Origin of the sequence: Klebsiella sp. Q11, assembly GCF_964241505.1 — a bacterium.
Lineage (GTDB): Bacteria > Pseudomonadota > Gammaproteobacteria > Enterobacterales > Enterobacteriaceae > Klebsiella > Klebsiella michiganensis.
Genome location: NZ_CAXSXW010000008.1, coordinates 300,352 through 325,133, shown reverse-complemented (window position 1 = coordinate 325,133; position 24,782 = coordinate 300,352). Strand labels below are relative to the sequence as shown.

The following is a 24,782-nucleotide window of genomic DNA, read 5'->3' as shown; positions in this document are numbered from 1 at the left end:
CCAGCATGCTGTTATCATTAATAAATTCGATATTTAGCCAGAAAACTTATTTAGGAAACATCCTGGCTGATTATCATTATGCTAATTATTGTGCAGAATGACCCATCACAGATTTATTTCATGGATATGAAATATCGCAACTGCAGACCATTTCACTTTAAATTTCATATTGCATACATTGTGAACAGAACATGAGTCGCTCTGAATCCTTCATCTCTTCCATGCTACCCTGAGTCAGTAAAACCCCTTGTGCAGATCAACTCGGGTAAAAGGTTTTTCCAGTGGGCCAAGTTTTACCGCTATCTCGCCCAGCAGCGATTGGGTTGGCGCCTTCGCCCCGGTATTCAGCAGAAGCACCGGGATAATGATCATGCTCGCCAGGCCGCCAAACGATAGTTGCGCTGTATGAGTATCGCGAACACGCGACTGGAGCAGCAAAAAGGCTGCACTCCCTGCGGCACCCAGCAGTAAGCCGGCAATCACTTCCGAAGTTGAATGTGCATGAATCATCAAACGGGAATACCCTACCAGCCCGGCCAGTGCATAGCCTAATAAGACGGCAGTAAAACGAAGAGCTGGTGTGGCGCGCGCACACAGCAGCCATAAGAGGATTGGCCAGAAAGCGGAAGAGAGCGCGGTGTGCCCGCTAAAGCCAGTGAAGTCCAGCTCGCGAATCCCGATACCCCAACCCATAAATGCCAGTTTTGATGCGCAGACAATGGCGCCAGTTATACCGAACAGCAGAGCCCAGTGCCAGGCCAGCTGCTTTGAATCTTTTCGCAGAAAAAGAACGATAAACAGTACGGCCGCACTGGGTAACAGTACGGTGCTATCGCCAAAAAAAGTGACAACTTGCCAGTTCATTTCTTTTTCATCCTTTGACGATCTCTCCAGTCCGTAACGTCTTTTCCGCGACATTGGTGTGGGCATACACAATCAGTAACTTCACATTATTATGCATGCGTTACCGTTGTTTAATGCGCAAACATGATCTCAGTCAAGTTTTATTTTCGTCTCACGCCTTGACTAAGGGCCACTTACTTAAGAAAAGTCTTAGTAAGTAATTATCAGCAAAGAGTAAATTTAGCTAGTCCGACCATTTCAGCATGTTACGTCTTCTTCTACTACCAGAAGTCTCCGAACATTGCCTCATGTTCGCAAATGCTACAATATAACAAGAAAAATGCTAACCCATTGTATTAAAATGGATATTAATCAGCGATATCTGCTTAACTTAACGTTGTGAACGGCCACGAATTGTCTGTTCTTCATCAAAAAGCTCGGGCCGTTCACTCTCATCCGCTAAAAAGCCATAGCGCTGAAACTACGCCAGCAGCTTCTTAATACTCTCGCGGAATTTTGCCCCTTCTTTATGGTTACGCAGACCGTAGCTTACAAAAGCCTGCATATAGCCCATTTTTTTGCCGCAGTCATAGCTATCGCCAGTCATTAACATTGCATCGACCGACTGCTTTTTCGCCAGCTCGGCAATGGCATCGGTTAACTGGATGCGTCCCCAGGCGCCCGGCTCGGTGCGCTCCAGTTCGGACCATACATCGGCAGAGAGCACATAGCGCCCCACCGCCATCAGGTCGGAATCCAGGGTTTGCGGTTCATCAGGTTTTTCGATGAATTCAACGATTCGGGCCACCTGCCCGGCCGATTCCAGCGGATCTTTAGTCTGAATAACAGAGTACTCGGAGAGGTCGCCTTCCATCCGTTTGGCCAGAACCTGGCTACGGCCCGTTTCATTGAAACGCGCTACCATCGCGGCAAGGTTATAGCGCAGAGGATCGGCGCTGGCGTCGTCCAGAATGATATCCGGGAGCACCACCACAAACGGGTTATCGCCAATCAGCGGGCGGGCGCAAAGAATGGAGTGACCTAACCCCAGCTGCTGGCCCTGACGCACGTTCATGATCGTTACGCCAGGCGGACAGATAGCCTGTACCTCCGCCAGAAGCTGACGTTTTACGCGCTGTTCGAGCAATGCTTCCAGTTCGTAGGAGGTGTCGAAATGGTTTTCTACCGCATTCTTGGATGAATGCGTTACCAGCACGATTTCCTTGATTCCCGCAGCTACAATTTCATCAACAATATACTGCACCATAGGCTTGTCGACGATCGGCAACATCTCTTTCGGAATGGCCTTGGTGGCGGGCAACATATGCATCCCTAATCCTGCTACCGGTATAACTGCTTTCAAACTCACCATTTTCATATCCACCCGTATGGTTATAAACCTTTTGATCCTGTCAGTTTGTATGTATCACTGGCATTTATCAGTGATGATACACGGTTGATCTCTGCCATACTGTCCGTCAAATTCTGAAATTACACGCAGAATTTAAGAATACACGCAAAGTCTACATACCAATAGACAGTTTTAAGAAAATTCTTATGCGCATTTTTTCGACGCAAATACCCAATATTTACAATAGGTTATGCAGAAAACCTACCCCATTCAATTCATAAGATAGACTAATGGAGTTTATCGTTTCTCCATCATTCCTCTTTTAATACCTTGTTATCTTCCACCAAGAGTTGACACAGAACAAGTGACTGCAAAAAAATAAAAATCCAGACCATATAATCGATTATAGTGATAATAAAATTATTTAACGTACAAAACCGTCTGAACTACAGCAAATTACTCGTCACTATTGGCTTCAGCGGCACCAAGGGATGTTCCGCTAAAATCGGGCGCATTCTCCTTGCTGCAAATTATACCCAGCACCGTTTTGTCGCTCTGCCTCCCCGGTAACGCGCAGCACATCCTCCGGCAAAAATTGATCTCCGACAAGCCACAACATTAAGTAGTATAAATATCTAAATTCCGGAAAATCGTTGTTATATACATCAAATCTATTGATAGACTTTACCGTTGCGGGGCCGCTTTATGGTATAGCAACTCACCGCCTCCGTAGGATCCAGCTTAAAATCATGTGGGCCCTCTCAGTCTATATCGATGGAAATTCGCACGATGACATTCGCACGATGACAAATAACAATCAACCGATGTGCTGATGGTTGAATATGGTTATATCCTACGCAAGTGGCTATTTTATTTACGGGTATTACGAGGCCCGATTTTGTACCTGAGGTAATTAGCAGCAGAAAATATTGCATTTTATCTATGGCTTATCCATGATCGGTACATGGCACTCTTAGGTTGTAAAGGTTTTAACTGAATATGGAATGGATTGCCGACCCCTCGATCTGGGCCGGGCTCATCACGCTTGTCGTTATTGAGCTGGTACTCGGTATTGATAATCTGGTCTTTATCGCCATTCTCGCGGAAAAACTCCCTCCCGCGCAGCGTGACCGGGCGCGCGTGACCGGTCTGCTACTCGCAATGGTGATGCGCCTGCTGCTGCTGGCGTCGATCTCATGGCTGGTTACTCTCACCAGGCCGCTGATTACGTGGCACGATCTAAGCTTTAGCGCCCGCGATCTGATTATGCTGTTTGGCGGGTTGTTCCTCCTCTTTAAAGCCACCGTTGAGCTCAACGAACGGCTGGAAGGCAAAGATAGCGATAACCCGACCCAGCGTAAAGGCGCCAGGTTCTGGGGGGTGGTAGCGCAAATCGTGGTGCTTGATGCCATCTTCTCTCTCGACTCGGTGATAACCGCGGTCGGCATGGTTGACCACCTGGCGGTCATGATGGCCGCGGTGATTATTGCTATTAGCCTGATGCTGATGGCCAGCAAGGCCCTCACCCGCTTTGTTAACAGCCATCCGACCATCGTTATTCTCTGTCTGAGCTTCCTGCTGATGATCGGCTTTAGCCTGATTGCCGAAGGCTTTGGCTTCCCTATACCCAAAGGCTACCTGTACGCGGCTATCGGCTTCTCGGTCATGATTGAATCCTTCAACCAGCTGGCGATTTTTAACCGCCATCGCTTTCTGTCGGCCAACCTGACGCTACGCCAGCGAACCACTGAAGCGGTGATGAATCTGTTGAGCGGGCGCAAAGACAGTAGCGAGCTGGATAGCGAGACAGCCTCGCTGGTTGCCGATCGCGACGATAACCCGCTGTTTAATCCGCAAGAGCGGCGGATGATTGAGCGGGTACTGAATCTCAATCAGCGTACCGTCAGCAGCATCATGACCTCGCGTCATGACATTGAACATATTGATCTCAGCGCGCCGGAAGAGGAGATCCGCGCCTTACTCGACAAAAATCAGCATACCCGCCTGGTGGTTACCGGCGGCGATGATGACGAAGATATGCTTGGCGTCGTGCACGTGATCGATCTGCTGCAGCAATCATTACGTCATGAACCGCTCAACCTGCAGGCCCTGATTCGTCAGCCGCTGGTATTCCCGGAGATGCTGCCGCTGCTTCCGGCGTTGGAGCAGTTCCGCAAAGCCAGAACCCACTTTGCCTTTGTGGTCGATGAGTTTGGATCCGTTGAGGGCATTGTTACGCTCAGTGACGTTATGGAAACCATCGCCGGTAATCTGCCTAATGAAGTGGAAGAGATTGACGCTCGCCACGATATTCATAAAAACGGCGACGGTAGCTGGACGGTTAACGGGCATATGCCGCTGGAAGACCTGGTTCAGTATGTTCCCCTGCCGCTGGATGAGAAACGTGAATACCATACGGTCGCCGGTCTGCTGATGGAGTACCTACAGCATGTGCCCCAGGAAGGTGAAGAAGTGAACCTTGACGGCTACGTTCTGCGCACGCTGCAGGTGGAGAGCCATCGGGTGCAAAAAGTACAAATAGTGCCGCCGGCGCATGATGAAGATGAACTGGACTATGAAGTGTAATGATCTCTTCAATGAATTTTCTAAAGCCGCACGAACAATGGCAAACCGATTTTTGAGGAGCCGCTGACATTATTGCCGGGTGGCGACTGACGCCTAACCCGGCCTACAAACCCACCCTCGCAACACATCACGCCTTACCCGTAGGCCGCGCAAGCGAAGCGCCGCCGGGCAATGCCACATGTCGCACTTTGTCAGCAAAGACGCCGACCCTGGATTATCATCCGCCGACAACAATCGCCAGACTTACAGCTTATCCAGCAGCTTCTTCACATCCTTGCCATCCTGGGTGTTTTTATTGCGTTCAGCCCATTCGCTAAGCCGTTTTTTCGCTTCATCCTGCAGCTGCTTACGGAGTATCTGGTCAACCTGCAGGCTATAGCTCAGCGTCTGCCAGTTACCATAAATTCGCAAAGGGATCGCCGTCTGCTTGAGCCTGTCGATGAGTTTACTTTCGCCCTTCCAGCCGCCCAGAACCCGGACGTTGAAGCGCATATCGCAGTCCTCTTTCAGCAGGTTAAGCTCACCCTGACCGGTTAACGCCATCAGTTCAGATTTCCCCTGCATATCCTTTAAGGTCACCTGTCCATTATCCAGCGTAAACTCGGTGCTGACGGAATCCAGCCGGGTCGCATTGTCATAGTTTTCCTGCGCCTGAACGTTGGTGCTGCGCTCGACGGCCTGCTGGACCAGCTGCTGGAAGTTGAGACCTTCAGTGCGTGTATCCGTCATCTGAATTTGCGCCTGCCCCTGCCAGCTGCGCCGGAACTCGTCGGCATCAATCTTGCCGCCGGAGAACTCACCGGTCAGCGAGAGCTTGCCGGTCAGGTTTATCGAATAATTGAACGCTTTCAGAATCGAGCCGATCTCAACGTTGTCGAGCTGTGGCTCGAAGGAGGCTCGCGGCGTTTCACCTCGCGCGTCCAGCGAGCCGGGAAGCGAGAGTCGCCCATCGTCCAGGTTCCCCTGCATCTGATGAATCGTCAGCAGCCCCTGCAGGTTGCTGATATCGCTTTTCACTTGGGTAAAATGCATGCCCCGCCACTGCAGTTGCTCAGCCGTCAGGCTCAGCCGGGCGTTAAAACCGCGCAGCGAGTTGTAATCCTGCTGAATACCGTTATCCGCAATCACCGGGCGTAGCTGCCTGGCCTGGCTTTGCCCTTGCTGGTTAACGCCATTATTGTCAGATGCAGAGGTATGAGACAGCAGGCTATCGAGGTTGAGCGTGCCCGCCTGAAGATTCAGCGTCCAGTCAGGCTGTTGGCCCAGCACCACGCTGCCGTTGCCGGCAAGGGTACTGCCGTTAGCCGTTAAGTTCAGCTTATCAAAGCTGAGCTTTTTCGCATCCTCGAGCCAGCTGGCCTGCATGCTGGCCTGGCCGCTAATCCCTTCAGGGGGAAGCTCCGCGCCGCGAAGCTGCCAGTTCAGTTGTGAAATATCCGCCTTCAGAGAATGAGGATAATCACCGCCCTGCACCTCGGCGGAAAAGGAAAGCGCCAGATCGCGCTGATCGCGGTTCACCCGGCCAGAGAAATCGACCGTTGCGCGATGGCTGCTGTCCTGCTCCATCTGCAGGCGGATATCGCGCACCGTCACCTGCTCGCCATCTTCATGCTGAAAAAAGAGCACGCTATCGGCAATCTGCAGCTTCTGGACATCGTACGACCAGCCGCGATCCTCGGGGACCTGAGGCAGCGTGTTATCATGCGGGACGACCGGAGCTCCCTTGCTTCGCACGGCTTCGGTTTTGGGGGTCAGCTGAATCACCGCCCCCTTCAACATCACCTGCTTAACCTGCAGCTGATGGGAAAGCAGCGGAAGCAGCCCGACGTCAAGGCGCATATTATCCGCACGAATAACAGGTTCTTCAGCGCCCGGGGCGGTCAGGGTCATGCGGCCTGAGAGAATGCTGAGCTGCGGCCAGACGTGCCAGCGCAGCGGCCCATTGAGTTCAAGCTGATAGCCGCTACGATCCGCCACCTCTTTAACCATATAGGCGCGAAAATCGTTGGGGTTGACCAGCAATACCAGCGCGGTAAGACCGGCGACAACTACCGCCAGTAAGATCATCAGCGTGGTCAGAATTCGTCTCATGGCATCCTCAGCAAACCGCTAAAATTATCAATCCTTGTCGATTCGACTCGCTACCGCGCCCTGCTGGTCGCGATATTTCGCATCTTCGCGGCGGTTATAAGGGCGCACCGCCGGGCCGGATAAAGGTTCAAAACTTAACGCGCCGATCAGCATCCCTGGACGCAGCGCCAGCGGCAGCTTACCCGAATTATAGAATTCCAGTACGATACAGCCAGACCAACCCGGATCGATACGGTGTGCGGTGACGTGCACCATCAGGCCCAGACGCGCCAGCGAAGAACGGCCATCAAGCCAGCCGACGAGGTCCGGCGGCAGGGTAACCGATTCAAAAGTCACCGCCAGCGCCAGCTCGCCCGGATGCAGGAAGAACGCTTCACCATCCGGCAGAACAATCTCTTCGCTCATCACGCGATCCAGCGCCGCGCTGACTTCCGCCTTCGGCCCGCTCAGGTCAATAAAGCCCGCCGTGTGCCCGCGGAAAGTCCGAAACTTATTCCCCAGCCGAACATCGACCGTCGCGCCGTTAATGCGCTCAACGGGCGGGCGCGGATTAATGGCCAGACGCCCCTCATCCAACCAGGCTTCTATATCTCGGTCGCACAGACGCATGAACGTTCTCCTTTAAGGCATTGCGCCCCTACGCCTTCCGGGGATAAGGGCAAATTGGCTTCTCTTTGCACGTTACACAATTCGTTCGTGTTATTCAAAGAACTGACTGATCTTGGCCTTCAGAATATCGATGGCGATACGGTTCTTACCGCCGCGAGGCACAATAATATCGGCATACTGTTTGGAAGGGTCGATAAACTGCAGGAACATCGGGCGCACCGTTTTCTGGTACTGCGCCATCACCGAATCCATTGAACGTCCGCGCTCGTTAACGTCTCGCTTGATGCGTCGCATCAGGCAGATATCCAGCGGGGTGTCGACAAAAATGGAAAAGCTGAGTTCATTGCGCAGGCGGGCGTCGGTCAGCAGCAGAATCCCTTCAAGAATGATGACTTTCTTTGGTTCGATATGGATAGTTTCCGGCATACGGGTATGCTCAACGTAGCTATATACCGGCAACTCTATCGGCTGGCCGCTTCTCAGCATCTGCAGATGCTGAAACAGCAGACTATGATCCATGGAGCTCGGATGGTCATAGTTGGTTTTTACACGCTCTTCCATCGACAGATGACCTTGATCCTTGTAATAACTGTCTTCCGGAATAACGCCGATATGTTCATCGCCGACCTGTTCACGTAATTCACGATATAGCGTACTGGCGATAAGGCTTTTGCCCGAAGCCGATGCGCCGGCGATGCCTATAATGACGCACTGATGAGACGTATCAGTCATAAATTTTTGCGACCTGATTAACCTGGGAATGTAGGAAGGGTGGCGGTTGACCGCCAAACGCCGCAATTATAGGGATTTCAGCGCGTCGATACCAGTGCTAAGCGCCTCTCGGGTCTATTCCTCCTCCGGCGACCAGCCTTGCGTATACCAGATATGCAATAAAGCGTACGAGCGCCAGGGGTGCCAGCGGCAGGCGTAGCGCGCAATCCGCGCCGGCGTCATGCCGGGAAAACGCTGTTTAATCAGATAATCATCCGCCAGAAAGATATCCGGCGCCTGCCAGCCGCGCAGCGCGAAATAGTTCGCCGTCCAGCGGCCTATGCCGGGCAGCGTCTGCAGCTGCTTTATTCCGGCGTCGATATTCTCCGGCGCGGAGAGGGGGAGATCGCCGCGGATAGCCGCCTGCGCCAGATGGATCAGCGCCTCCGCGCGCCGCAGGGGCATGCCCAGCGCCTTTAGCGCCAGCGGATCGGCCTGCGCCAGCCGCTGCGCGCTCGGGAAGAGATAAAAGCCCGGCGCGTCGGTCAACGGTTCCCCGAAGGCGGCCACCACTTTCCCGGTGAGCTTTGCCGCCATGGCCACGCTCACCAGTTGCCCGAGCACCGCGCGTACCGCTTGTTCAAACGCATCCAGGGATCCCGGCAGGCGCAGCCCCGGCCTTGGCAGCGCGAGGTTTCCCAGCGTCGGGCCGATCCGCTGCGGGTCGCAGGACAAATCAAATAAGCGCGCAACCCGCGCCAGGCACTCTTCCGCGACCGGCTGTAGCCCGGCGGAAAGCGTCACCCGCATGCCCTGCGCGGCGTCATCCGGCGTCACCGCGATCAGCCCGGCGTGGCCATTGAGGGCAAAGCTGCGGCAGTAGCTGTTGTCGACAAAGGTTTCAATCCCTTGCACCGTACGCGCCTCAAGAAAATGAAACATCCATTGCCAGTCGTAGGGGGGATGCCAGGGTAGCAGCGTCATCTTTTCTCCTTTTTTAGCGCTTCAATCATAGCGGCTCTGCGCCGCGGGCGCCTTGCTTTTAAATTCCAGTTGTCGCAGTGCCGTCAATCCGCTAAAGTCGCCCCCCTTCTTCACCGGCATGGGGATTTTGCAGGCTATGTTTATTGGTTTTGACTACGGTACCGCTAACTGTTCGGTGGCGGTAATGCGCGAGAATACGCCGCAGCTGCTGACGCTGGAAAACGGCAGCTCGCTGCTGCCATCGATGCTTTGCGCGCCGACCCGCGAAGCGGTCAGCGAGTGGCTCTACCGCCACCACGACGTCCCGCCCAACGGTGATGAAAACCAGGCGCTGCTGCGTCGCGCGATAAGCTTCAACCGCGAGGAAGATATCGACGTACTCGGCAACAGCGTGCAGTTTGGTCTCGCTTCGCTGCATCAGTACGTTGAAGACCCGCAAGAAGTCTACTTCGTAAAGTCGCCGAAATCGTTTCTCGGCGCCAGCGGGCTTAAGCCGCAGCAGGTAGCGCTGTTTGAAGACTTAGTGTGCGCCATGATGCTGCATATCAAACTCCAGGCGCAAACGCAGCTGCCGGAAACCATCGACCAGGCGGTTATCGGACGGCCGATTAACTTCCAGGGACTGGGCGGCGATGATGCCAACGCCCAGGCGCAGGGCATTCTCGAACGTGCGGCAAAGCGTGCGGGCTTTCGCGACGTCGTGTTTCAGTTTGAACCGGTCGCCGCCGGTCTGGATTTCGAAGCGACGCTGAGCGAAGAAAAACGCGTGCTGGTCGTCGATATCGGCGGCGGTACCACCGACTGTTCGCTGCTGTTGATGGGGCCGCAGTGGCGAGAAAAAGCCGATCGCCAGCAAAGCCTGCTCGGCCACAGCGGCTGCCGCGTCGGCGGTAACGACCTGGATATCGCCCTGGCCTTTAAATGCCTGATGCCGCTGCTGGGGATGGGCGGCGATACCGAAAAAGGCATCGCGCTGCCGATTCTGCCATGGTGGAATGCGGTGGCCATTAACGACGTGCCGGCGCAGACCGACTTTTACAGCGCCGCCAACGGTCGCCTGCTTAACGATTTGCTACGCAGCGCCCGAGACAGCGAAAAAGTCGCGCTGCTGCTGAAGGTCTGGCGTCAGCGTCTGAGCTATCGCCTGGTGCGCAGCGCGGAAGAGAGCAAAATCGCCCTTTCCGCGCAGCCGAGCGTCACCGCGGGGCTGCCGTTTATTAGCGACGAGCTGGCGACAGCCATCAGCCAGCAGGGTCTGGAAGCTGCGCTGGATCAGCCGCTGGCCCGGATCATGGAGCAGGTTCAGCTGGCGCTGGATAACAGTAATGAAAAACCGGACGTGATTTACCTGACCGGCGGCAGCGCTCGCTCGCCGTTGATTAAAAAAGCGCTGGCGGCGCACCTGCCGGGCATTCCGGTTGCCGGAGGCGATGATTTTGGCTCGGTTACCGCCGGGCTGGCCCGCTGGGCGCAGGTGATGTTTCGCTAAACATCCGCTGCGTTCCCGCACCACAGAACGCAGTGAATTTGTAGCCCGGCTCAGCGCAGCGCGAGCCGGGCTTAATTTTCCCGATTGCCCCCTGTTGTCACCCTTCACGCCGCGAAACGTAATCCCGCCGCTGTTCGCCGGTATAAATCTGCCGCGGACGATAAATCGTCAGCGGCGCTTCGTGCATTTCGTTCCAGTGCGCCACCCAGCCAAGCGTTCTGCCCACGGCGGTAATCACCACAAACATCGATGAAGGCAGTCCCATCGCCTTGAGGATCACCGCGGTATAGAAATCCACGCTCGGCGACAGGCCATTTTCAACAAAGTACGGGTCGGTCAGCGCCACCTCTTCGAGGGCCATCGCCACCTGCAACGGCATGTCGGACATCCCCAGTTCTTCCAGTACCCGATGACAGGTCTCGCGCAAAATAGCGGCGCGCGGGTCAAGATGACGGTAGCGAGAGTTACCAAATCCCAGACGACGGAACGTCTGCGGATCGCGTTTCGCTTTGCTCAGGAACGCCGGAATTTGATCGACGGTGTTGATCTCCTCCAGCATCCGCATACTGGCTTCGTTCGCCCCGCCGTGGGCCGGTCCCCACAGAGACGCGAGCCCGGCGGCGACACAGGCAAAGAGATTCGCCCCGGAGGAGCCCGCCGCCCGGACGGTGGTCGTCGATGCGCACTGGCCGTGATCGGCGTGCAGTACCAGGATCTGGTTCATCGCCTGCTCAATCACCGGATTCAGCTGATACTGTTCCGCCGGAATAGCAAACAGCATATGCAGGAAATTCCCCGCATAGGACAGATCGTTGCGCGGATACTGTGCCGGTTGCTCAATTGAAAACTTATAGCTCATCGCCGCGAGCGTTGGCATTTTCGACAGCAGGCGGGTGGCGGCCAGCGCGCGGTGCTCAGGATTTTCAACGTCCAGCACATCGTGATAGAACGCCGCCAGGGTGCCTACCAGGGCGCACATTAAGGCCATCGGATGCGAGTCGCGACGAAAGCTGCTGCACATACGGGCAATCTGCTCATGCACCAGGCTATGGCGGGTAATCGTGTTTTTGAACGACTGATAGCTGGCTTCGTCAGGCGCATCGCCCCGCAGCAGAATCCAGGCTACCTCAAGGAAGTCGCACTGGCGAGCCAGCTGATCGACCGGATAGCCGCGGTGCAGCAAAACGCTGTTTTCGGTATCAATCCAGGAGATGGCCGACGTACAGCCTGCGGTGTTAGCAAAACCGGGGTCGAAACTGCATATACCTGCGGACGCCAGCGGACGAATATCCATGCCGGGATAGCCCTGCGTCCCTGAGACCGTACTCAACGGAATGGACTGTTGTTCATCCAAAGACAGCGTTAGCGATTTCGTCGTCATCCTGTCAGGTCTCCTTGCACAACGAGTGAATGATTTACCTGGTCATTTCTCCAGGCGGAATAACCAACATAACCACAGTCGCCCGCGGATTCTTTGATGTAAATAACCAAAACATTGATAAAGGACCGCTATTACGGGTGGGGAAGAAACAGAAAATCGCCCTTTCAACCGCATAAAATACGCTTACCCCGAAATTACCCTCGTCTAAATTCTACTATCACGCCTTAGAATACTGATTTTATTTCATTGCAGGTCAATATATAACCATTTTATTTTTTTACCCGCATAAATCCGCTACTCGCACGCGGTGCCATGGACTGCCGGTGTCAGTTTTTTATCACACGCTCGTCGGCGGTCTTTTATGAGGGTCTGTGCGACCGATCATCCCATCAGCCGCGGTGGATTCATCGCCAAATGCGCCTCACTCGCCACAGATATTGTCCGTTATCGTTATTTCAGCGTAAATTAAACTTGAATATAACCCGCTGCTTTTATATGCGCTGATTAAATAATCTAATGCCAATTTTATATAGCTATCGCGTCAATTTATGGCATAACATCATAAACTCGTATGCTGCGCCTGAACTTTCAGGTTGCTTATTATGCACCTCCCTCCTACGTTAAGGTTGATTGAGAATCTTCTTACAGCAGGTCTGGCCAGTTACCCGGCGTGCAGATAACGCTGGAATAATATCTTCGGCACCAGCAGAATGCTGCGTTGCCCGGCCCTGGACGTTTATTTCCCGAATGCGGAGGGGTACCTGTGCCTGCGGCAGCGTTCCTCTGCGTTTATACCGTCTGATTGATTAATCCATGCCACAAGGGGGCGTGATTGAATCGTTTGTGCGCTTTTTATGATCTTATTCGCAGGAGCCGCAGCGCGCATTTCTGGGCATGGTGCGGCGTCATTATCGCTCTGCAGATAGGGACGCCAGCCCGCGCGGAGGTCCGCCAGCTGGGTATTGATATTCCGGTCTACTGGTACGCCGACGCCAGCGACACGCTGACCCTCAACGCCTTTCTTTCGCTCCCTGAAGAGGCGCTAAAAACGGCGCAGCTTATCCCGTCGTTCGGCTACTCGACAAAGGCCTACTGGCTACGTACTTCGCTCCCGGCGGCCTTATTTGCTGGCGAACAGCGCTGGCTGCAGCTCGGTCCGTCGTTTGTCGATCGTTTGACCGTGTTTTATCGCCCTTACGGCAGCGACAGTCCATGGCGACAGAAAGAGTTTGGCGACCATGCGTCTGCCCGGGATAACGATCTCGACTACCGCGAAAGCGTACTGATTTTGCCGCCCCCGCCAACTGCGGCTGGCTACGAGATGGTATTCCGTCTCCAGAGCAGCAGCACCCTGATTCTGCTGGCGACGCTCTCCTCGCCGCAGGAGTTCGTGCGTTCGGCCACGCTCGATACCGCTTTCTGGAGCTTCTATTTTGGCCTGGCGGTAATTGCCAGCGGCATCGCCCTGTGGCTTGCCATCGCGCTGCGTCGGCGCCTGCTGTGGGGGATCTGCCTGTTCTCGCTAAACTATCCGCTCGTCGCGGCCCTGCATGGCTACCCGGAGTGGTTATTTGGCAGCGCCCTGCTGCCGGTTCAGGATTATATGATCAGCTGCCTGTCGCTGGTGAGCTACGCCACCGCGCTGTGGCTGCATAGCGAAGTTTTCGATCTCAAGAAAAATATGCCGCGGCTGCATCAACTGTTGCTGGCGGCGATCGGTTTAAACATCGTTCTGCAAATCAGTATTCCGCTGGGCTTTTACGGCCTGGCGATGCAGATAGAGGCCGGGATATTTTTTATCGCCGCCCCTATTCTGTTGATCACGTCATGGATGCTGTGGCGGCGCAAAGCGATTGATATCAATACGCTGCTGCTGGGGCTGCTGCCGCCGATATACGTCGTCTCCGCCGGGCTGGCGCTGCTCTCTATCCACGGCGTCATTCCGTTTCATAATGGGGTCTATTCCACCTGGCAGTACGCGCTGATTATTCATATCGTCACCGTCCTGATCATCGCCGTACTGCGGGTGCGGGCGGAAAACCGGACTCTGGTGCGCAAGCAGCAACTGGCGCGAGAGCTACAGATTGAACGCGAGGCCAGCTTCCACCAGCGCCAGTTTATGGGAATGGTGGCGCATGAGTTCAGAACGCCGCTGGCGATCCTCCAGGCCGCGCTGGAAAACCTGCGCCTGTGCCCCGCAACGGTGACGCAGAGCTCGCGCCTCGACCGCATGCAGCGGGCGACAACCCGTCTGGTACAGCTTACCGATAATTGCCTGGCCGACGCCCGGCTCTCCTCCAGGGACCTGCACGCCGACAGGCAGGATGCAGCGCTGCTGCCGGTGATCTATATGGCCGCGACGGTCGTGGATCTTTCGCTTAACCATTATCTGGATGTCACCCTTGAGGGGCAAACTGTGGGTCCGGACTCCCCTTCACCGGTGCTGTTTATTGATAGCGGGCTACTGTGTATCGCCATCGCCAACCTGCTCGACAACTCGGTGAAATATGCCGCTTCCGGGGAGATAAGCATCGAGATTTATCCGCAGGAAAAACACGTGGAATTACGCATTGGCGATCGCGGTCCCGGCATCCCGCCTGAACAGGTCGAGCATATTTTCGAGCGCTATCGGCGCGGCGAAACGGATACCGCAACGCCGGCCGGGACCGGGCTTGGCCTGTATGTCGCCCGACAAATCATCCAGGCTCACGGCGGGGACCTGTGGCTGGCAGAGAACACGTCGGCCGGATGCAAATTTGCGCTCACGCTCCCGGCTAACGGACAGCAGAAGGACAAATCATGACATTACGCGTCGCAATCATCGAAGATAGCGCTGATTTACTCGACGAGCTGCTGGCTTTTCTGCGCCATCGCGGCTTCGATGCCTGGGGCGTGGGCAGCGCCGAAGCCTTCTGGCGGCAGCTGCATCGCGATCCGGTTGATATTGTGCTTATCGATATTGGCTTGCCGGGTGAGGACGGCTTTAGCGTGCTGGACTATTTGCACGAAATTGGCCAGTTCGGCCTGGTGGTGGTGACCGCCAGAGGGCATGAGCAGGATCGGCTCCAGGCCTTAAACGCCGGCGCCGATCTCTACCTCATCAAGCCGGTCAACTTTTCCGACCTCGCGGAGAGTATTCAGGCGCTTGGCTCCCGGCTTCGCCAGCAAAAACCGACGGAGCGCGTCAACCCGCCGCTATCAGCAGAGCGGCCAGCGCCGTCTCACTGGGTACTCCAGAGCGAGCGCCTTGTGGCGCCGTCTGGGCTGGCCCTGCCGCTCACGCAGCAAGAGTATCGGCTGCTGGAAGTGTTAATGCGTAACCGCAATGAGGTCTGCAGCAAGGTTGACCTGCACACCTCTCTGTTTACCGATGAAGGCGAACCGGAACTGCACCGAATCGACGTCGTGATCAGCCGCCTGCGCCACAAGGCCCGCCTTCATGGTATCACCCTGCCGATTCGCGCGATTTTTGGCAAAGGGCTGGCGTTTCTCTCCTGACCTTTCCCCGGCCGGCAGCAGCAGCGCTGCCGGTCAGTATTCCGCCATCCGCGCGGCGTCATTGCGAAGTTGTTTTCAGTTTTGCTCCTCTTGTTAATTTTTTTCAGTTTTTGAGAGGAATGAGAGAAATGAGACTGACAGCACATTAAGAATTTTCTTACATTGACATGGCGTCGTGAGCACACCGGCCCAAAGCGTCCCTGAGCAAACCGACTATTGCTGATCCAGCGATAGCTGAATTCAGGACGCTTGCCGTGCGCTTTTCGGCCGCGTATCGCGAGCACGGTTTAAAGAAGAGTATAAAAATATTCCCGTGCCGGCGAGTTACATTTTTAACACCTAAAATTAAGTTGAAGGATATCTATCATGGCCATGCAAACATGGTTAGCCTTATTGCTATGCATATTTTGCCTTTGCGTGTCTGTTTACAGCCTTGTTTCCTATATCAGAGACAGGAGAAAACAAAAATTTCCGTTTTCAGCTAAGAATTCTTCGCGCAGAAAATAACTAAAGCACCGCGAATAGTAACCAAATCTGTCCAGCAGCAGCCACCGCATACGCCCGGAGGATTGATCACAACATGGCGTTATGTTGATTTATCAGGGAAATAACGCCATGAAAAAAATAAACATCGCTATCAACACCAGGAATACCTTTCTCCGAGAGTCGTTGGTTGCCATAGTCAATGAGCTCATCAGCCGCAGCGGTAACCTTAAAGCCGCTTTTTCTTATAAGCATAATGATTTTTTAGATAAGGATATCATCATCGCTGAAGTTCTTCCCGGCGAGATCTATCTGTGCAATACCAGTATAAAGAACCGTAAAAAAAACAGTTCGGTGATTATATTGCACAGCTATGACAAACTTCCGGAAAAGGAGCTGATCGTCAACTGCCTTAAGGGCGTTATCTTTGTCTCAATCAAAGCCGTTAATATCGATAAGATGTTTGAAATCATTGGCCACGAGCTGAAAAGAAGTGAACTTCTTCCTCTGACGCAGGTAATGGACTCGCCGCTAATTTGCACTCACTGCCCGCATAAAATGTTGTCCAAATCGCAGGTAGCCGTCGCCACCGGCATTATTCATGGCTTTGATATCGGTAAAATTTCTGCTCTCAACAAAGTCACCCCCAAAACCATCACCTGGCACAAAAGCAAAATTATGGAAAAATACAGCCTTAATAACAATTATGACTTTTTCCAGTTTATTAACTTATTAAAAGAACGCTGGTAAACGCGCGCACGCGCCATCGACGATCGGATTATGTACCGTAAAATTAAGAATTTGCTGGCTTGCGAGGAACGGGATTCCGAAAAAGATCGGTAAAATGAAAAACATCTACTCAGGCGTTACGGGCAGCGGGTAACATGACCCGGTTCCCTGGTATGAAAATACCGGAGCGTATTTTTATACAATAAAAAATGCCTCTACCAGGGAATCTGTTACTTCGTCACATTGCCCCTGGCGTGCCTGTCAGGGGCCTCTTTTTCTGCGCAAAAAGCGACCCCGTCAGAGAGGCCGCCCGACGATCAGGCTTGCGCCTGCTGAGGCGCGACTTCAGCCTCGGGTACCTCATTCTGCGACAGACCTTCATTTTTTGACAGCATCGCCGTCGCAATCCCGTTACCCAGCACGTTAATCGCTGAACGCCCCATATCGAGGAAATGGTCAATCCCCATCAGCAGTAAAATACCCGCCACCGGAATATTGAAGCTCGGGATGGTCGCCGCCAGCACCACCAGCGCCGAACGCGGTACCCCGGCAATCCCTTTCGAAGCCAGCATCAGCGTCAGCATCATTACGGTAATCTCGCTAAAGCTCAGCTGAATATTGTAAGCCTGGGCGATAAACATGGCGGCAAAAGAGCAGTAGACCATTGAACCGACCAGATTAAAGGAGTAGCCAATTGGCAGCACAAACGACGCGATATTACGCGAGCAGCCAAATTCCACCAGACGCTCCAGGGTCTTCGGATAGGCCGCCTCGGAGCTGCTGGTCGTGAACGCCACCAGCACCGGATCTTTGAGCATGTTCAGCAGGCGAAAAACCTCTTTTTTGAGCACCATATACCCCACCGCCAGCAGCACCGCGCTGGTCAGCAGAATCGCGACATAGTATCCGCCGATAAACGAGGCGTAATTAAGCAGGATCCCCAGCCCCTGCGAGGCGATAACCGAAGAGATCGCGGCGAAAATCGCCAGCGGCGCGACGTACATCACGTACCCGGTCACCTTCAGCATAATATGGGAAACCACGTTCAGCGCCGCCACCAGCGGGGCGTTGAATTTCTCCCCCAGCGATGCCCCGGCAATACCGAAGAACATCGAGAACACCACGATTTGCAGAATCTCGTTGTTGGACATCGCCTCGGTAATGCTGGTGGGGATGGTATGGGTCAGAAAGCCTTTCAGGCTCATCCCGCTCACCGCCAGCCCGGTATCCACGGACTCTTTCGGGATCGCCAGGTTCAAACCGGCGCCGGGATGCTCGAGGGTAACAATCACCAGCCCGACCAGAATGGAGAGAATGGACGAGGTAATAAACCATACCATGGCTTTACCGCCGACCCGCCCAATGGTCGCCGTTTCGCCCAGCCGCATAATGCCCACCGTCAGGGTACTGAACACCAACGGCGCAATGACCATCTTAATCAGGCGCAGAAACACGTCGGTAAGTAGCGTAATGTTTTCCGACCATGCGGTAATGGTCGTTTGCCCGGCGTAAGCGTGGATGGCCGCGCCGGAGAGGATCCCCAACAGCATGAAGATGACGATGAACAGCGTGAGTTTGTTTGCACTTGCCACAAAAATTAACCCCTGATTTATTTAACGTGTTGTTTTTTAATGTATATATGCTTTATTTATTGGAATACATTAAATATTCACCACATAAATTGAATAAAAGCAGGCGGGGTTACAACTCTTTTTTAGTTTTTATAGTAAAAGTTAATGTGCTCGTTGATGTGCATCAAACCGTGTCGCGCCGCCGGTAAGATGAAAAAGGCGCCGGCGTCAGAGGACAACCGGCGCAAAGAGGCATTAGTGTTTTACGGTATCCTCCAGGAAGAAACGTCCCAGCGGATTCTGATAAAAACCGTCGATATTTTTGCGGCTGACGTTGCGGTACGGGCTGTAATACAGATCGACCCAGTTCACGTCGGCCTTGGCCATTTTTTGCAGGTCGATATACATCTGCTCGCGCTTTTTACTGTCCATTTCAACGCGCGCGGCGGCCACCAGCGCTTTAACCTGGTCGTTATGATAGCGGGTCATATAGTTCATATTGGCATCGTGACCCAGCACGAAGGTGGTTTTCTGATCGGGGTCGAGAATATCGTTGGTCCAGTACATCACCGATATATCGTACTCCCCGGCCACCAGCATATCCCAGCTCTGGCTCGGGTCGACTTTTTGCAAATTCACCGTCACCCCGGCTTTTGCCAGCTGCTGTTGTAGCAAAATGGCAATTTGCTCATCGACTTCATCCCCGGCATTGACCACATAGTTCAGCTTCAGGTCGGCAGCGCCCGCCGCTTTCAACATCGCTTTGGCCTTTTGCGGATCGTATGGCCGGCGAAGATTATCCTGATAGTGGTAAAGCGCTCCGGCGGGAATATAGGAATTGGCCACCTGACCGTAGCCAAAGGTCACGGTTTTCACAATCGCGTCTTTATCAATCGCGAAGTCCAGCGCCTGACGGACTTCCACCTTGCCCAGCGCGCCGTGAGAATGATTGATCAGCAGATGGTCCTCGCGAGTAGAAGGATCCAGCTCCACCTTCAGATTGGCATCCTTTTGTAACGATGCAATGCGCGAGAAAGGCACGGTCAGCGCGGCGTCAAGTTCACCGGCCTGCACTTTCAGCATGCGGGTATTGTCGTCCGGAATGGTTAACCACTCCACGCCATCCAGGCTGACGTTTTTCGCCTGCCAGAAGTTCGGGTTCTTCACCAGTACGATCTTTTCTCCGCGCAGCCACTCTTTCACGCTAAACGCGCCGGAGCCCACGGGCTTTTCGGCAAACGCCTCTTCGCCTTCCGCCTTCATCGCCTGCTGGGAAATCACCGAAGCGTTCGGCAGCGCCAGCTGCGATAAGAACGGCGCTGAAGGCGATTTCAGCGTCACCACCAGCGTGCGCGGGTCCGTGGCTTCCGCTTTGGCAATAATGCTATAGGAATCCCGCCACAGCGAGCCTTCATCATCGCGGATACGGATCAGGCTAAACGCCGCATCGCTGGCGGTCAGCGGCGTACCGTCCGAGAACCGGGTTTCGCGAATTTTGAAGGTATAGACTTTGCCATCCGGGGAAATCGTCCAGCTCTCGGCCACGCCCGGCTCCAGCTTCGTCCCGCTTTTATCCACCCGCACCAGCGGGTCAAAGACGTTGGAAAAGACCCAGTTATCCGCATTTTGCGCCGATTTTATCGGGTCAAACGTGGTGCTGTCCTCCCGGCGGCCAATGGTCAATACGCCGGCCGCCTGAGCTATTTCACTCACCACGCTGAGCGCCAGAAAAACGCTCGCCGCCAGTAACTTAATCTGCCTGTGCTTCATCAAAAGATCCCCCAGTTAACGGAAAAACGGTCTCATCGCCCGCGAGGTTGAGCACGCAGGCATAAGCGCGATCGGCAATCTGCCGGGTTGGTGGTGGTGCGCCGGTGCGGCACTGCACCTGCGCATAAGGGCAGCGCGGATGAAATGTACAACCTTGTGGAACGGCTACGGGACTGGGCGGCTCGCCCCCCAGCAAATTTTTCGGCAGCGGTTTATCCGGGTCGATTTCCGGGATCGCCGAGACCAGCGCGGCGGTATAGGGATGCAGCGGTCGAGTGAAGACCGCTTCTGCCGGCCCCTCTTCCACAATTCTCCCGAGATACATCACCGCAACGCGATCGCAGAGCCGCCGCACAATCGCCAGATCGTGGGCGATAAACAGAATCGCCAGCCCCATCTTTTCCCGCAGATCCATCAGCAGGTTGACGATCTGTCCCTGAATAGAGACGTCCAGCGCCGCGACGCACTCATCGGCCACGATCAGCCGCGGCTCCATGGCCAGCGCTCTGGCAATACCGACGCGCTGGCACTGGCCGCCGCTTAGCTGAGACGGTTTCGCGCTGGCCTGCTGCGGACGCAGGCCGACCAGGGTGAGCAGTTCCGCAACCCGCAGCGCTTCCTGCCCGCGCGGGACTTTCTGATGCACGCGCAGCACCTCGGAGATGCTTTCTCCTACGGTCTGCCTGGGATTCAACGAGGCATAGGGATCCTGGAAAATCATCGCGCTTTGCTGGCGCAGACGGGCAATATCGCTGGTTAAGCCATGGGTAATGCGCTGTCCGGCGAACCGCACCTCGCCATCGGCAACCCGTTCAAGCTGTAACAGCGCTCGGCCAAGCGTGCTCTTACCGCTGCCGGATTCGCCGACAAGGCCCAGCGTCTCGCCAGGAAAGATCTGCATCGTGACCCGGTTTACCGCGTGTACGACCCGCTTCGGCCGCCAAAGGCCGCCGGAAACCGGGAAGGTGACGCAAAGATTATCGGCCTCAAGCAGCGGCCAGCGAGCGTTAACCATTATCCCTCCTGCCGTGCTGGCAAAATGTGATGGCAGGCCACCGCGTGGCTATGGCAATCCTGCCCGTAACGCAGCAATGGCTGGCTCTGACACGCCTCATCGGCGCGGCGGCAGCGCGGGTGAAAGCGACACCCTGATGGGAAGTGGTCGGCGCTGGGCGGCTGGCCGTCGATGATCGTCAACCTCCCCTGCCCGCCTTCGCTGGCCGGCTGACAATCAATGAGCCCGCGGGTATAGGGATGCAGGGGCCCGCCAAGCACTTCGCGTTTGCCGCCCACTTCACACAGCCTGCCGCCGTACATCACCGCAATCCGGTCGCAGGTTTGCGCCACCACCCCGAGATCGTGGGTGATCATAATGACCGCCAGCCCCAGCTCGGCGCGCAGATCGCTGAGCAGGCGCAGAATCTGCATCTGCACGGTGACATCCAGCGCGGTGGTCGGTTCGTCGGCAATCAGCAGCCGGGGTTCCGGCGCGAGGGCAACGGCGATCATCGCCCGCTGGCGCATGCCGCCGGAAAATTCGTGCGGATAGCTATTGAGCCGATTCTGCGGGTCCGGGATACCGACCTGGCGCAGCAAGGCCAGCGCATCCTCCCGCGCCTGACGGCGGTTTGCCGCAAAGTGAAGGCGGCGACTTTCTGCAATCTGCTCTCCAATGGTCATCACCGGATTGAGATGGCTGGTCGGGTTCTGGAAAATCATGCCGATTTCCCGGCCGCGCACCGCCGACATTTGCCCTTCGCTGAGGGACAAGATATCCCGGCCGTCCAGCAGAACCTCACCGCCGGTAATCCGCAGTCCGGCCCCCGGCAGCAGGCGCATCAGCGCCCGGCAGGTCACGGTTTTCCCCGACCCGCTTTCGCCAACCAGCCCAAGCATCTCCCCGGCTTCAAGCGTTAACGAGACGTTATCCACCAGCGCGACATCCTCGCCGCGCATGACCGTCAGCTGATTTACCTTCAGCAAGCTCATACGCGTTCCCCTAGCTTATCGCCCAGCCCATCGGCCAGCAGGCTGAATCCCATCGCCAGCAGCACGATGGCAAGCCCCGGAAAGGTGGTTATCCACCATGCGGTGGTAATAAAGCTCTGCCCTTCGGCCACCATAATCCCCCATTCGGCGGTAGGAGGCTGCACGCCGAGCCCGAGATAGCTCACCGAGGCCCCGTTCAGCAGCACCAGAACGCAGTCGGACATCGAAAAAATGATGGCTCCGGTTAGCGCATTGGGCAGCAGATGGCGGAACAAAATCCGCAGATGGCCGTAGCCCAGACTGCGGGCCGCCAGAATAAAATCGCGCTGTTTCAGCGTCAGTACCTGAGCGCGTACCAGCCGGGCGTAGGAGACCCAGCCCACCATCGCCATCGCCATATAAAAGCTGCTCAGCCCCGGCCCGAGGATGGCGATAATCGCCAGCATCAGCACCAGAAACGGAAAGGCCAGCACGATATCAATAACCCGCATCACCAGCGCGTCGGCCACGCCGCCGAGATAGCCCGCCAGCGCCCCCAGGGTGGTGCCGAGCATAAAGGGGAACAGGACCCCCAGCAGGCAGATTTGCAGATCGACCCGCGCCCCCCACAGCACGCGGGAAAAAACGTCGCGGCCAAAGTTGTCGGTACCGAAGAGATGCGCGCCGCCCGGCGGCAGCAGGCTGGAAGAGGCGTCCTGGGCAATCGGATCGAACGGCGCTATCCACGGCGCCAGACAGGCGACCAGTAGCCATAGTCCGACTATCGCCAGCCCGGCGAAGAGCGCCTGCTGACGCGGGATCGCCCGCTGACGCAGGCAGGAAAAGGTCGCTATCGCCTTCATAGTTTTATCCTTGGGTCGAGGGCCACGGTCAGAATATCCGCCAGCAGGCTGACCGCCACGGTGGCAAGGGCAAAGACCATTACCACGCCCTGCACCACCATGTAGTCGCGGCTAAAAATCGCCTTAACCAGCAGCTGTCCGAGGCCGGGGATGGCAAACACGCTTTCAATCACCACCGTACTGCCTATAAGCCAGCCAATATTCACCGCCAGCAGATTGATGGTCGGCACCAGCGAGTTCGGCAGCACGTGCCGCCAGAAGATACGTCTTTCCTGCTGCCCGCGCGCCCGGGCCGCCACCACATAGTCGCTATTCATCTCCATCAGCAGGCTGGCGCGCAGGTTGCGAATCAATACCGCCGACAGCGCCAGCGCCACGGTCAGGCACGGCAGAACCATATGGTGCAGCTGGTCTAAAAAATCGCTGCCGTAGCCGGAGACCGGAAACCAGCCGAGCACGATACTGAACAGCAGAATCAGCATGATGCCGAGCCAGAATGCCGGGAATCCAAGCCCGGCGGTCGTAAACAGACGAATCAACCGATCGGCGAGACGCCCGCGCTGGCGTGCGGCTATCGCCGCCAGCGGCACCGTCAACGCTACCGCCAGCAGAACGCTGCCGAGCACCAGCCACAGCGTCGGTTCCAGCCGCGAGGCAATCAGCTTCAGGGTATCCACCCGGTATACAATCGACTTCCCCAGCTCGCCCTGCAGCAGGTTGCGCAGAAAATAGCCGTACTGAACCCACAGCGGTTCATCGAGGGCAAACTGCGCGCGGATGCGGGCCAGCGCCGCCGGCGTGCTGCGCACCCCCAGCAGAATACGCGCCGGATCGCCGGGGATCGCGCGCACCATCATGAAGGTGATCAGGCTGATACCCAGCAGAACCGGCAGCAGCTGTAGCGGGCGAAAAAGCAGAAAGCGGTAACGATGCATTAACAGCCTCCCGCGTCGCGCTGGCGCGCCAGAAAATCGAGCAGCACCGGATAGTAAGCCTGCGGCTCTTCGTAAAACGGCATGTGGCTGCTGTTGGCAAAAATGGCTATTTCAGCGTTCGCCAGCCCCTGCTTCATTTTCAGGGCGCAGGCGGGCGTCAGTTCATCGTGCTGGCCGCTGGTGATCAAACAGGGCACGCGGATTGACGCCAGCTCAGCGCTGCGGTTCCAGTTTTTTAAATTACCGGTATAGAGGAATTCGTTCGGCCCCTGCATGGTGATATACGGGCCCATATTCCAGTCCCCAAGCGAGCGGATAACCGGCTCTGGCCAGACGTCAAGGCGGCACACGTGACGGTAATTCAGCAGCGTAATCGCCGCCTGATAGGCCGGATGGTCTAGCCAGCCGAGCGCTTCGTAGCGCTGCATCATCGCGACGGTTTCTGGCCCCAGCGCCCCGCGCAGTCGGTTCAGCTCCTGCACCAGATGCGGCATATCGGCGACGGTGTTTTCCAGAATCAGCGAGCGAATTGCGCCAGGATGGTGCAATGCCACTTCAATCGCCAGCCATCCGCCCCACGAGTGACCAAGCAGATGCACCTGACCAAGGCCCAAAGTCCGGCGGACGGTCTCCACTTCACGCACATAGCGCGCCATCGTCCACAGGCTGGCGTCATCCGGCCGGTCGGACTTTCCGGTCCCCAACTGGTCAAAGGCGATCACCCGATAGCCGTGCTGTTTCAGACAAGCGTGGGCTTCACGCAGATAGTCGCAGGGCAGCCCCGGTCCGCCGTTGAGGCAGAGAACGGTCTCATCGCCGTCGCCAAACTGATAGGCCACGACGTTATAGCCTTCCACCGCAATGTTATGGCACCGGTCGGGCGCTATTTCGCTCCACATGGTCTATTCCTCATCGTCGAT

At 55.7% G+C, this 24,782-nt stretch carries 20 protein-coding genes; 6 read left to right on the top strand and 14 right to left on the bottom strand.

The features are described 5' to 3' along the window. Nucleotides 1–234: 234 nt before the first annotated feature. Both ACESQ2_RS15835 and galF read right to left on the bottom strand, forming a co-directional pair. Nucleotides 235–864, bottom strand: a complete 630-nt coding sequence (locus ACESQ2_RS15835) for a phosphatase PAP2 family protein (RefSeq protein WP_142471151.1) — start codon at nucleotides 862–864, stop codon at nucleotides 235–237. A 460-nt stretch (nucleotides 865–1,324) separates the two neighbouring features. Beyond that, nucleotides 1,325–2,221 carry a UTP--glucose-1-phosphate uridylyltransferase GalF gene (gene galF / locus ACESQ2_RS15830; RefSeq protein ID WP_024360046.1) on the bottom strand — a complete coding sequence of 299 codons (897 nt, stop codon included), beginning with the start codon at nucleotides 2,219–2,221 and terminating at the stop codon, nucleotides 1,325–1,327. A gap of 972 nt (nucleotides 2,222–3,193) precedes the next feature. Between galF and ACESQ2_RS15825 the strand changes: the two genes are divergently transcribed. Next, complete coding sequence (locus ACESQ2_RS15825) at nucleotides 3,194–4,780, top strand: TerC family protein (protein ID WP_004122529.1); 1,587 nt, start codon at nucleotides 3,194–3,196, stop codon at nucleotides 4,778–4,780. A 243-nt stretch (nucleotides 4,781–5,023) separates the two neighbouring features. Here the strand turns inward: ACESQ2_RS15825 and asmA are convergent, their stop codons facing one another. The 4 genes from asmA to alkA all read right to left on the bottom strand — a co-directional run bounded on the left by asmA (nucleotide 5,024) and on the right by alkA (nucleotide 9,175). Then, on the bottom strand, nucleotides 5,024–6,871 hold the full coding sequence (asmA, locus tag ACESQ2_RS15820) for an outer membrane assembly protein AsmA (RefSeq protein ID WP_373170848.1): 1,848 nt from the start codon (nucleotides 6,869–6,871) through the stop codon (nucleotides 5,024–5,026). A 27-nt stretch (nucleotides 6,872–6,898) separates the two neighbouring features. Then, nucleotides 6,899–7,480: a dCTP deaminase gene (gene dcd / locus ACESQ2_RS15815; RefSeq protein ID WP_004122535.1), complete on the bottom strand. Its 582-nt coding sequence runs from the start codon at nucleotides 7,478–7,480 to the stop codon at nucleotides 6,899–6,901. Between the two features lie 90 nt (nucleotides 7,481–7,570). After that, nucleotides 7,571–8,212 carry a uridine kinase gene (gene udk, locus ACESQ2_RS15810; RefSeq protein WP_004122537.1) on the bottom strand — a complete coding sequence of 214 codons (642 nt, stop codon included), beginning with the start codon at nucleotides 8,210–8,212 and terminating at the stop codon, nucleotides 7,571–7,573. A gap of 114 nt (nucleotides 8,213–8,326) precedes the next feature. Beyond that, nucleotides 8,327–9,175 (bottom strand): DNA-3-methyladenine glycosylase 2, encoded by an 849-nt coding sequence (alkA, locus tag ACESQ2_RS15805; protein WP_373170846.1) that lies wholly within the window; start codon nucleotides 9,173–9,175, stop codon nucleotides 8,327–8,329. A 136-nt stretch (nucleotides 9,176–9,311) separates the two neighbouring features. Between alkA and yegD the strand changes: the two genes are divergently transcribed. Then, the gene (gene yegD / locus ACESQ2_RS15800; RefSeq protein WP_373170845.1) at nucleotides 9,312–10,664 is read left to right on the top strand and encodes a molecular chaperone; all 1,353 of its coding nucleotides are present in this window, start codon (nucleotides 9,312–9,314) and stop codon (nucleotides 10,662–10,664) included. A 97-nt stretch (nucleotides 10,665–10,761) separates the two neighbouring features. Here yegD and ACESQ2_RS15795 read toward each other — a convergent pair whose 3' ends face one another. Continuing rightward, a complete protein-coding gene (locus ACESQ2_RS15795) occupies nucleotides 10,762–12,045 on the bottom strand; it encodes a citrate synthase (RefSeq protein WP_373170844.1) in 1,284 nt (427 codons plus the stop codon). An 841-nt stretch (nucleotides 12,046–12,886) separates the two neighbouring features. Here ACESQ2_RS15795 and ACESQ2_RS15790 point away from each other — a divergent pair. The 4 genes from ACESQ2_RS15790 (at nucleotide 12,887) to ACESQ2_RS15775 (ending at nucleotide 16,776) form a co-directional block, all read left to right on the top strand. After that, on the top strand, nucleotides 12,887–14,848 hold the full coding sequence (locus tag ACESQ2_RS15790; RefSeq protein ID WP_227638043.1) for a sensor histidine kinase: 1,962 nt from the start codon (nucleotides 12,887–12,889) through the stop codon (nucleotides 14,846–14,848). After that, nucleotides 14,845–15,543: a response regulator transcription factor gene (locus tag ACESQ2_RS15785; RefSeq protein ID WP_016946950.1), complete on the top strand. Its 699-nt coding sequence runs from the start codon at nucleotides 14,845–14,847 to the stop codon at nucleotides 15,541–15,543. The genes ACESQ2_RS15790 and ACESQ2_RS15785 overlap by 4 nt, the downstream gene beginning before the upstream one ends. Nucleotides 15,544–15,909: 366 nt before the next feature. Further along, nucleotides 15,910–16,050 carry a small membrane protein gene (locus ACESQ2_RS15780; protein ID WP_032451537.1) on the top strand — a complete coding sequence of 47 codons (141 nt, stop codon included), beginning with the start codon at nucleotides 15,910–15,912 and terminating at the stop codon, nucleotides 16,048–16,050. A gap of 108 nt (nucleotides 16,051–16,158) precedes the next feature. Further along, nucleotides 16,159–16,776 carry a transcriptional regulator gene (locus ACESQ2_RS15775; RefSeq protein WP_049070207.1) on the top strand — a complete coding sequence of 206 codons (618 nt, stop codon included), beginning with the start codon at nucleotides 16,159–16,161 and terminating at the stop codon, nucleotides 16,774–16,776. A gap of 296 nt (nucleotides 16,777–17,072) precedes the next feature. On the opposite strand, the gene ACESQ2_RS15770 is transcribed toward ACESQ2_RS15775, so the two are convergent. The 7 genes from ACESQ2_RS15770 to ACESQ2_RS15740 all read right to left on the bottom strand — a co-directional run bounded on the left by ACESQ2_RS15770 (nucleotide 17,073) and on the right by ACESQ2_RS15740 (nucleotide 24,761). Beyond that, nucleotides 17,073–18,347, bottom strand: a complete 1,275-nt coding sequence (locus tag ACESQ2_RS15770) for a dicarboxylate/amino acid:cation symporter (RefSeq protein ID WP_004852509.1) — start codon at nucleotides 18,345–18,347, stop codon at nucleotides 17,073–17,075. A gap of 234 nt (nucleotides 18,348–18,581) precedes the next feature. Then, nucleotides 18,582–20,096: an ABC transporter substrate-binding protein gene (locus tag ACESQ2_RS15765; RefSeq protein ID WP_025107772.1), complete on the bottom strand. Its 1,515-nt coding sequence runs from the start codon at nucleotides 20,094–20,096 to the stop codon at nucleotides 18,582–18,584. Then, nucleotides 20,077–21,111, bottom strand: a complete 1,035-nt coding sequence (locus tag ACESQ2_RS15760) for an ABC transporter ATP-binding protein (protein ID WP_373170842.1) — start codon at nucleotides 21,109–21,111, stop codon at nucleotides 20,077–20,079. Before ACESQ2_RS15760 ends, ACESQ2_RS15765 begins: the two co-directional genes overlap by 20 nt. Then, entirely contained in the window at nucleotides 21,111–22,085 is a 975-nt protein-coding gene (locus ACESQ2_RS15755; RefSeq protein ID WP_014230085.1) for an ABC transporter ATP-binding protein, read from the bottom strand. The genes ACESQ2_RS15760 and ACESQ2_RS15755 overlap by 1 nt, the downstream gene beginning before the upstream one ends. Further along, nucleotides 22,082–22,927, bottom strand: coding sequence for an ABC transporter permease (locus ACESQ2_RS15750; RefSeq protein WP_016946946.1), 846 nt, complete (start codon nucleotides 22,925–22,927; stop codon nucleotides 22,082–22,084). Before ACESQ2_RS15750 ends, ACESQ2_RS15755 begins: the two co-directional genes overlap by 4 nt. Continuing rightward, nucleotides 22,924–23,862: an ABC transporter permease gene (locus tag ACESQ2_RS15745; RefSeq protein WP_004852520.1), complete on the bottom strand. Its 939-nt coding sequence runs from the start codon at nucleotides 23,860–23,862 to the stop codon at nucleotides 22,924–22,926. The genes ACESQ2_RS15750 and ACESQ2_RS15745 overlap by 4 nt, the downstream gene beginning before the upstream one ends. Continuing rightward, complete coding sequence (locus tag ACESQ2_RS15740) at nucleotides 23,862–24,761, bottom strand: proline iminopeptidase-family hydrolase (RefSeq protein WP_016946945.1); 900 nt, start codon at nucleotides 24,759–24,761, stop codon at nucleotides 23,862–23,864. The genes ACESQ2_RS15745 and ACESQ2_RS15740 overlap by 1 nt, the downstream gene beginning before the upstream one ends. Nucleotides 24,762–24,782: the final 21 nt, after the last annotated feature.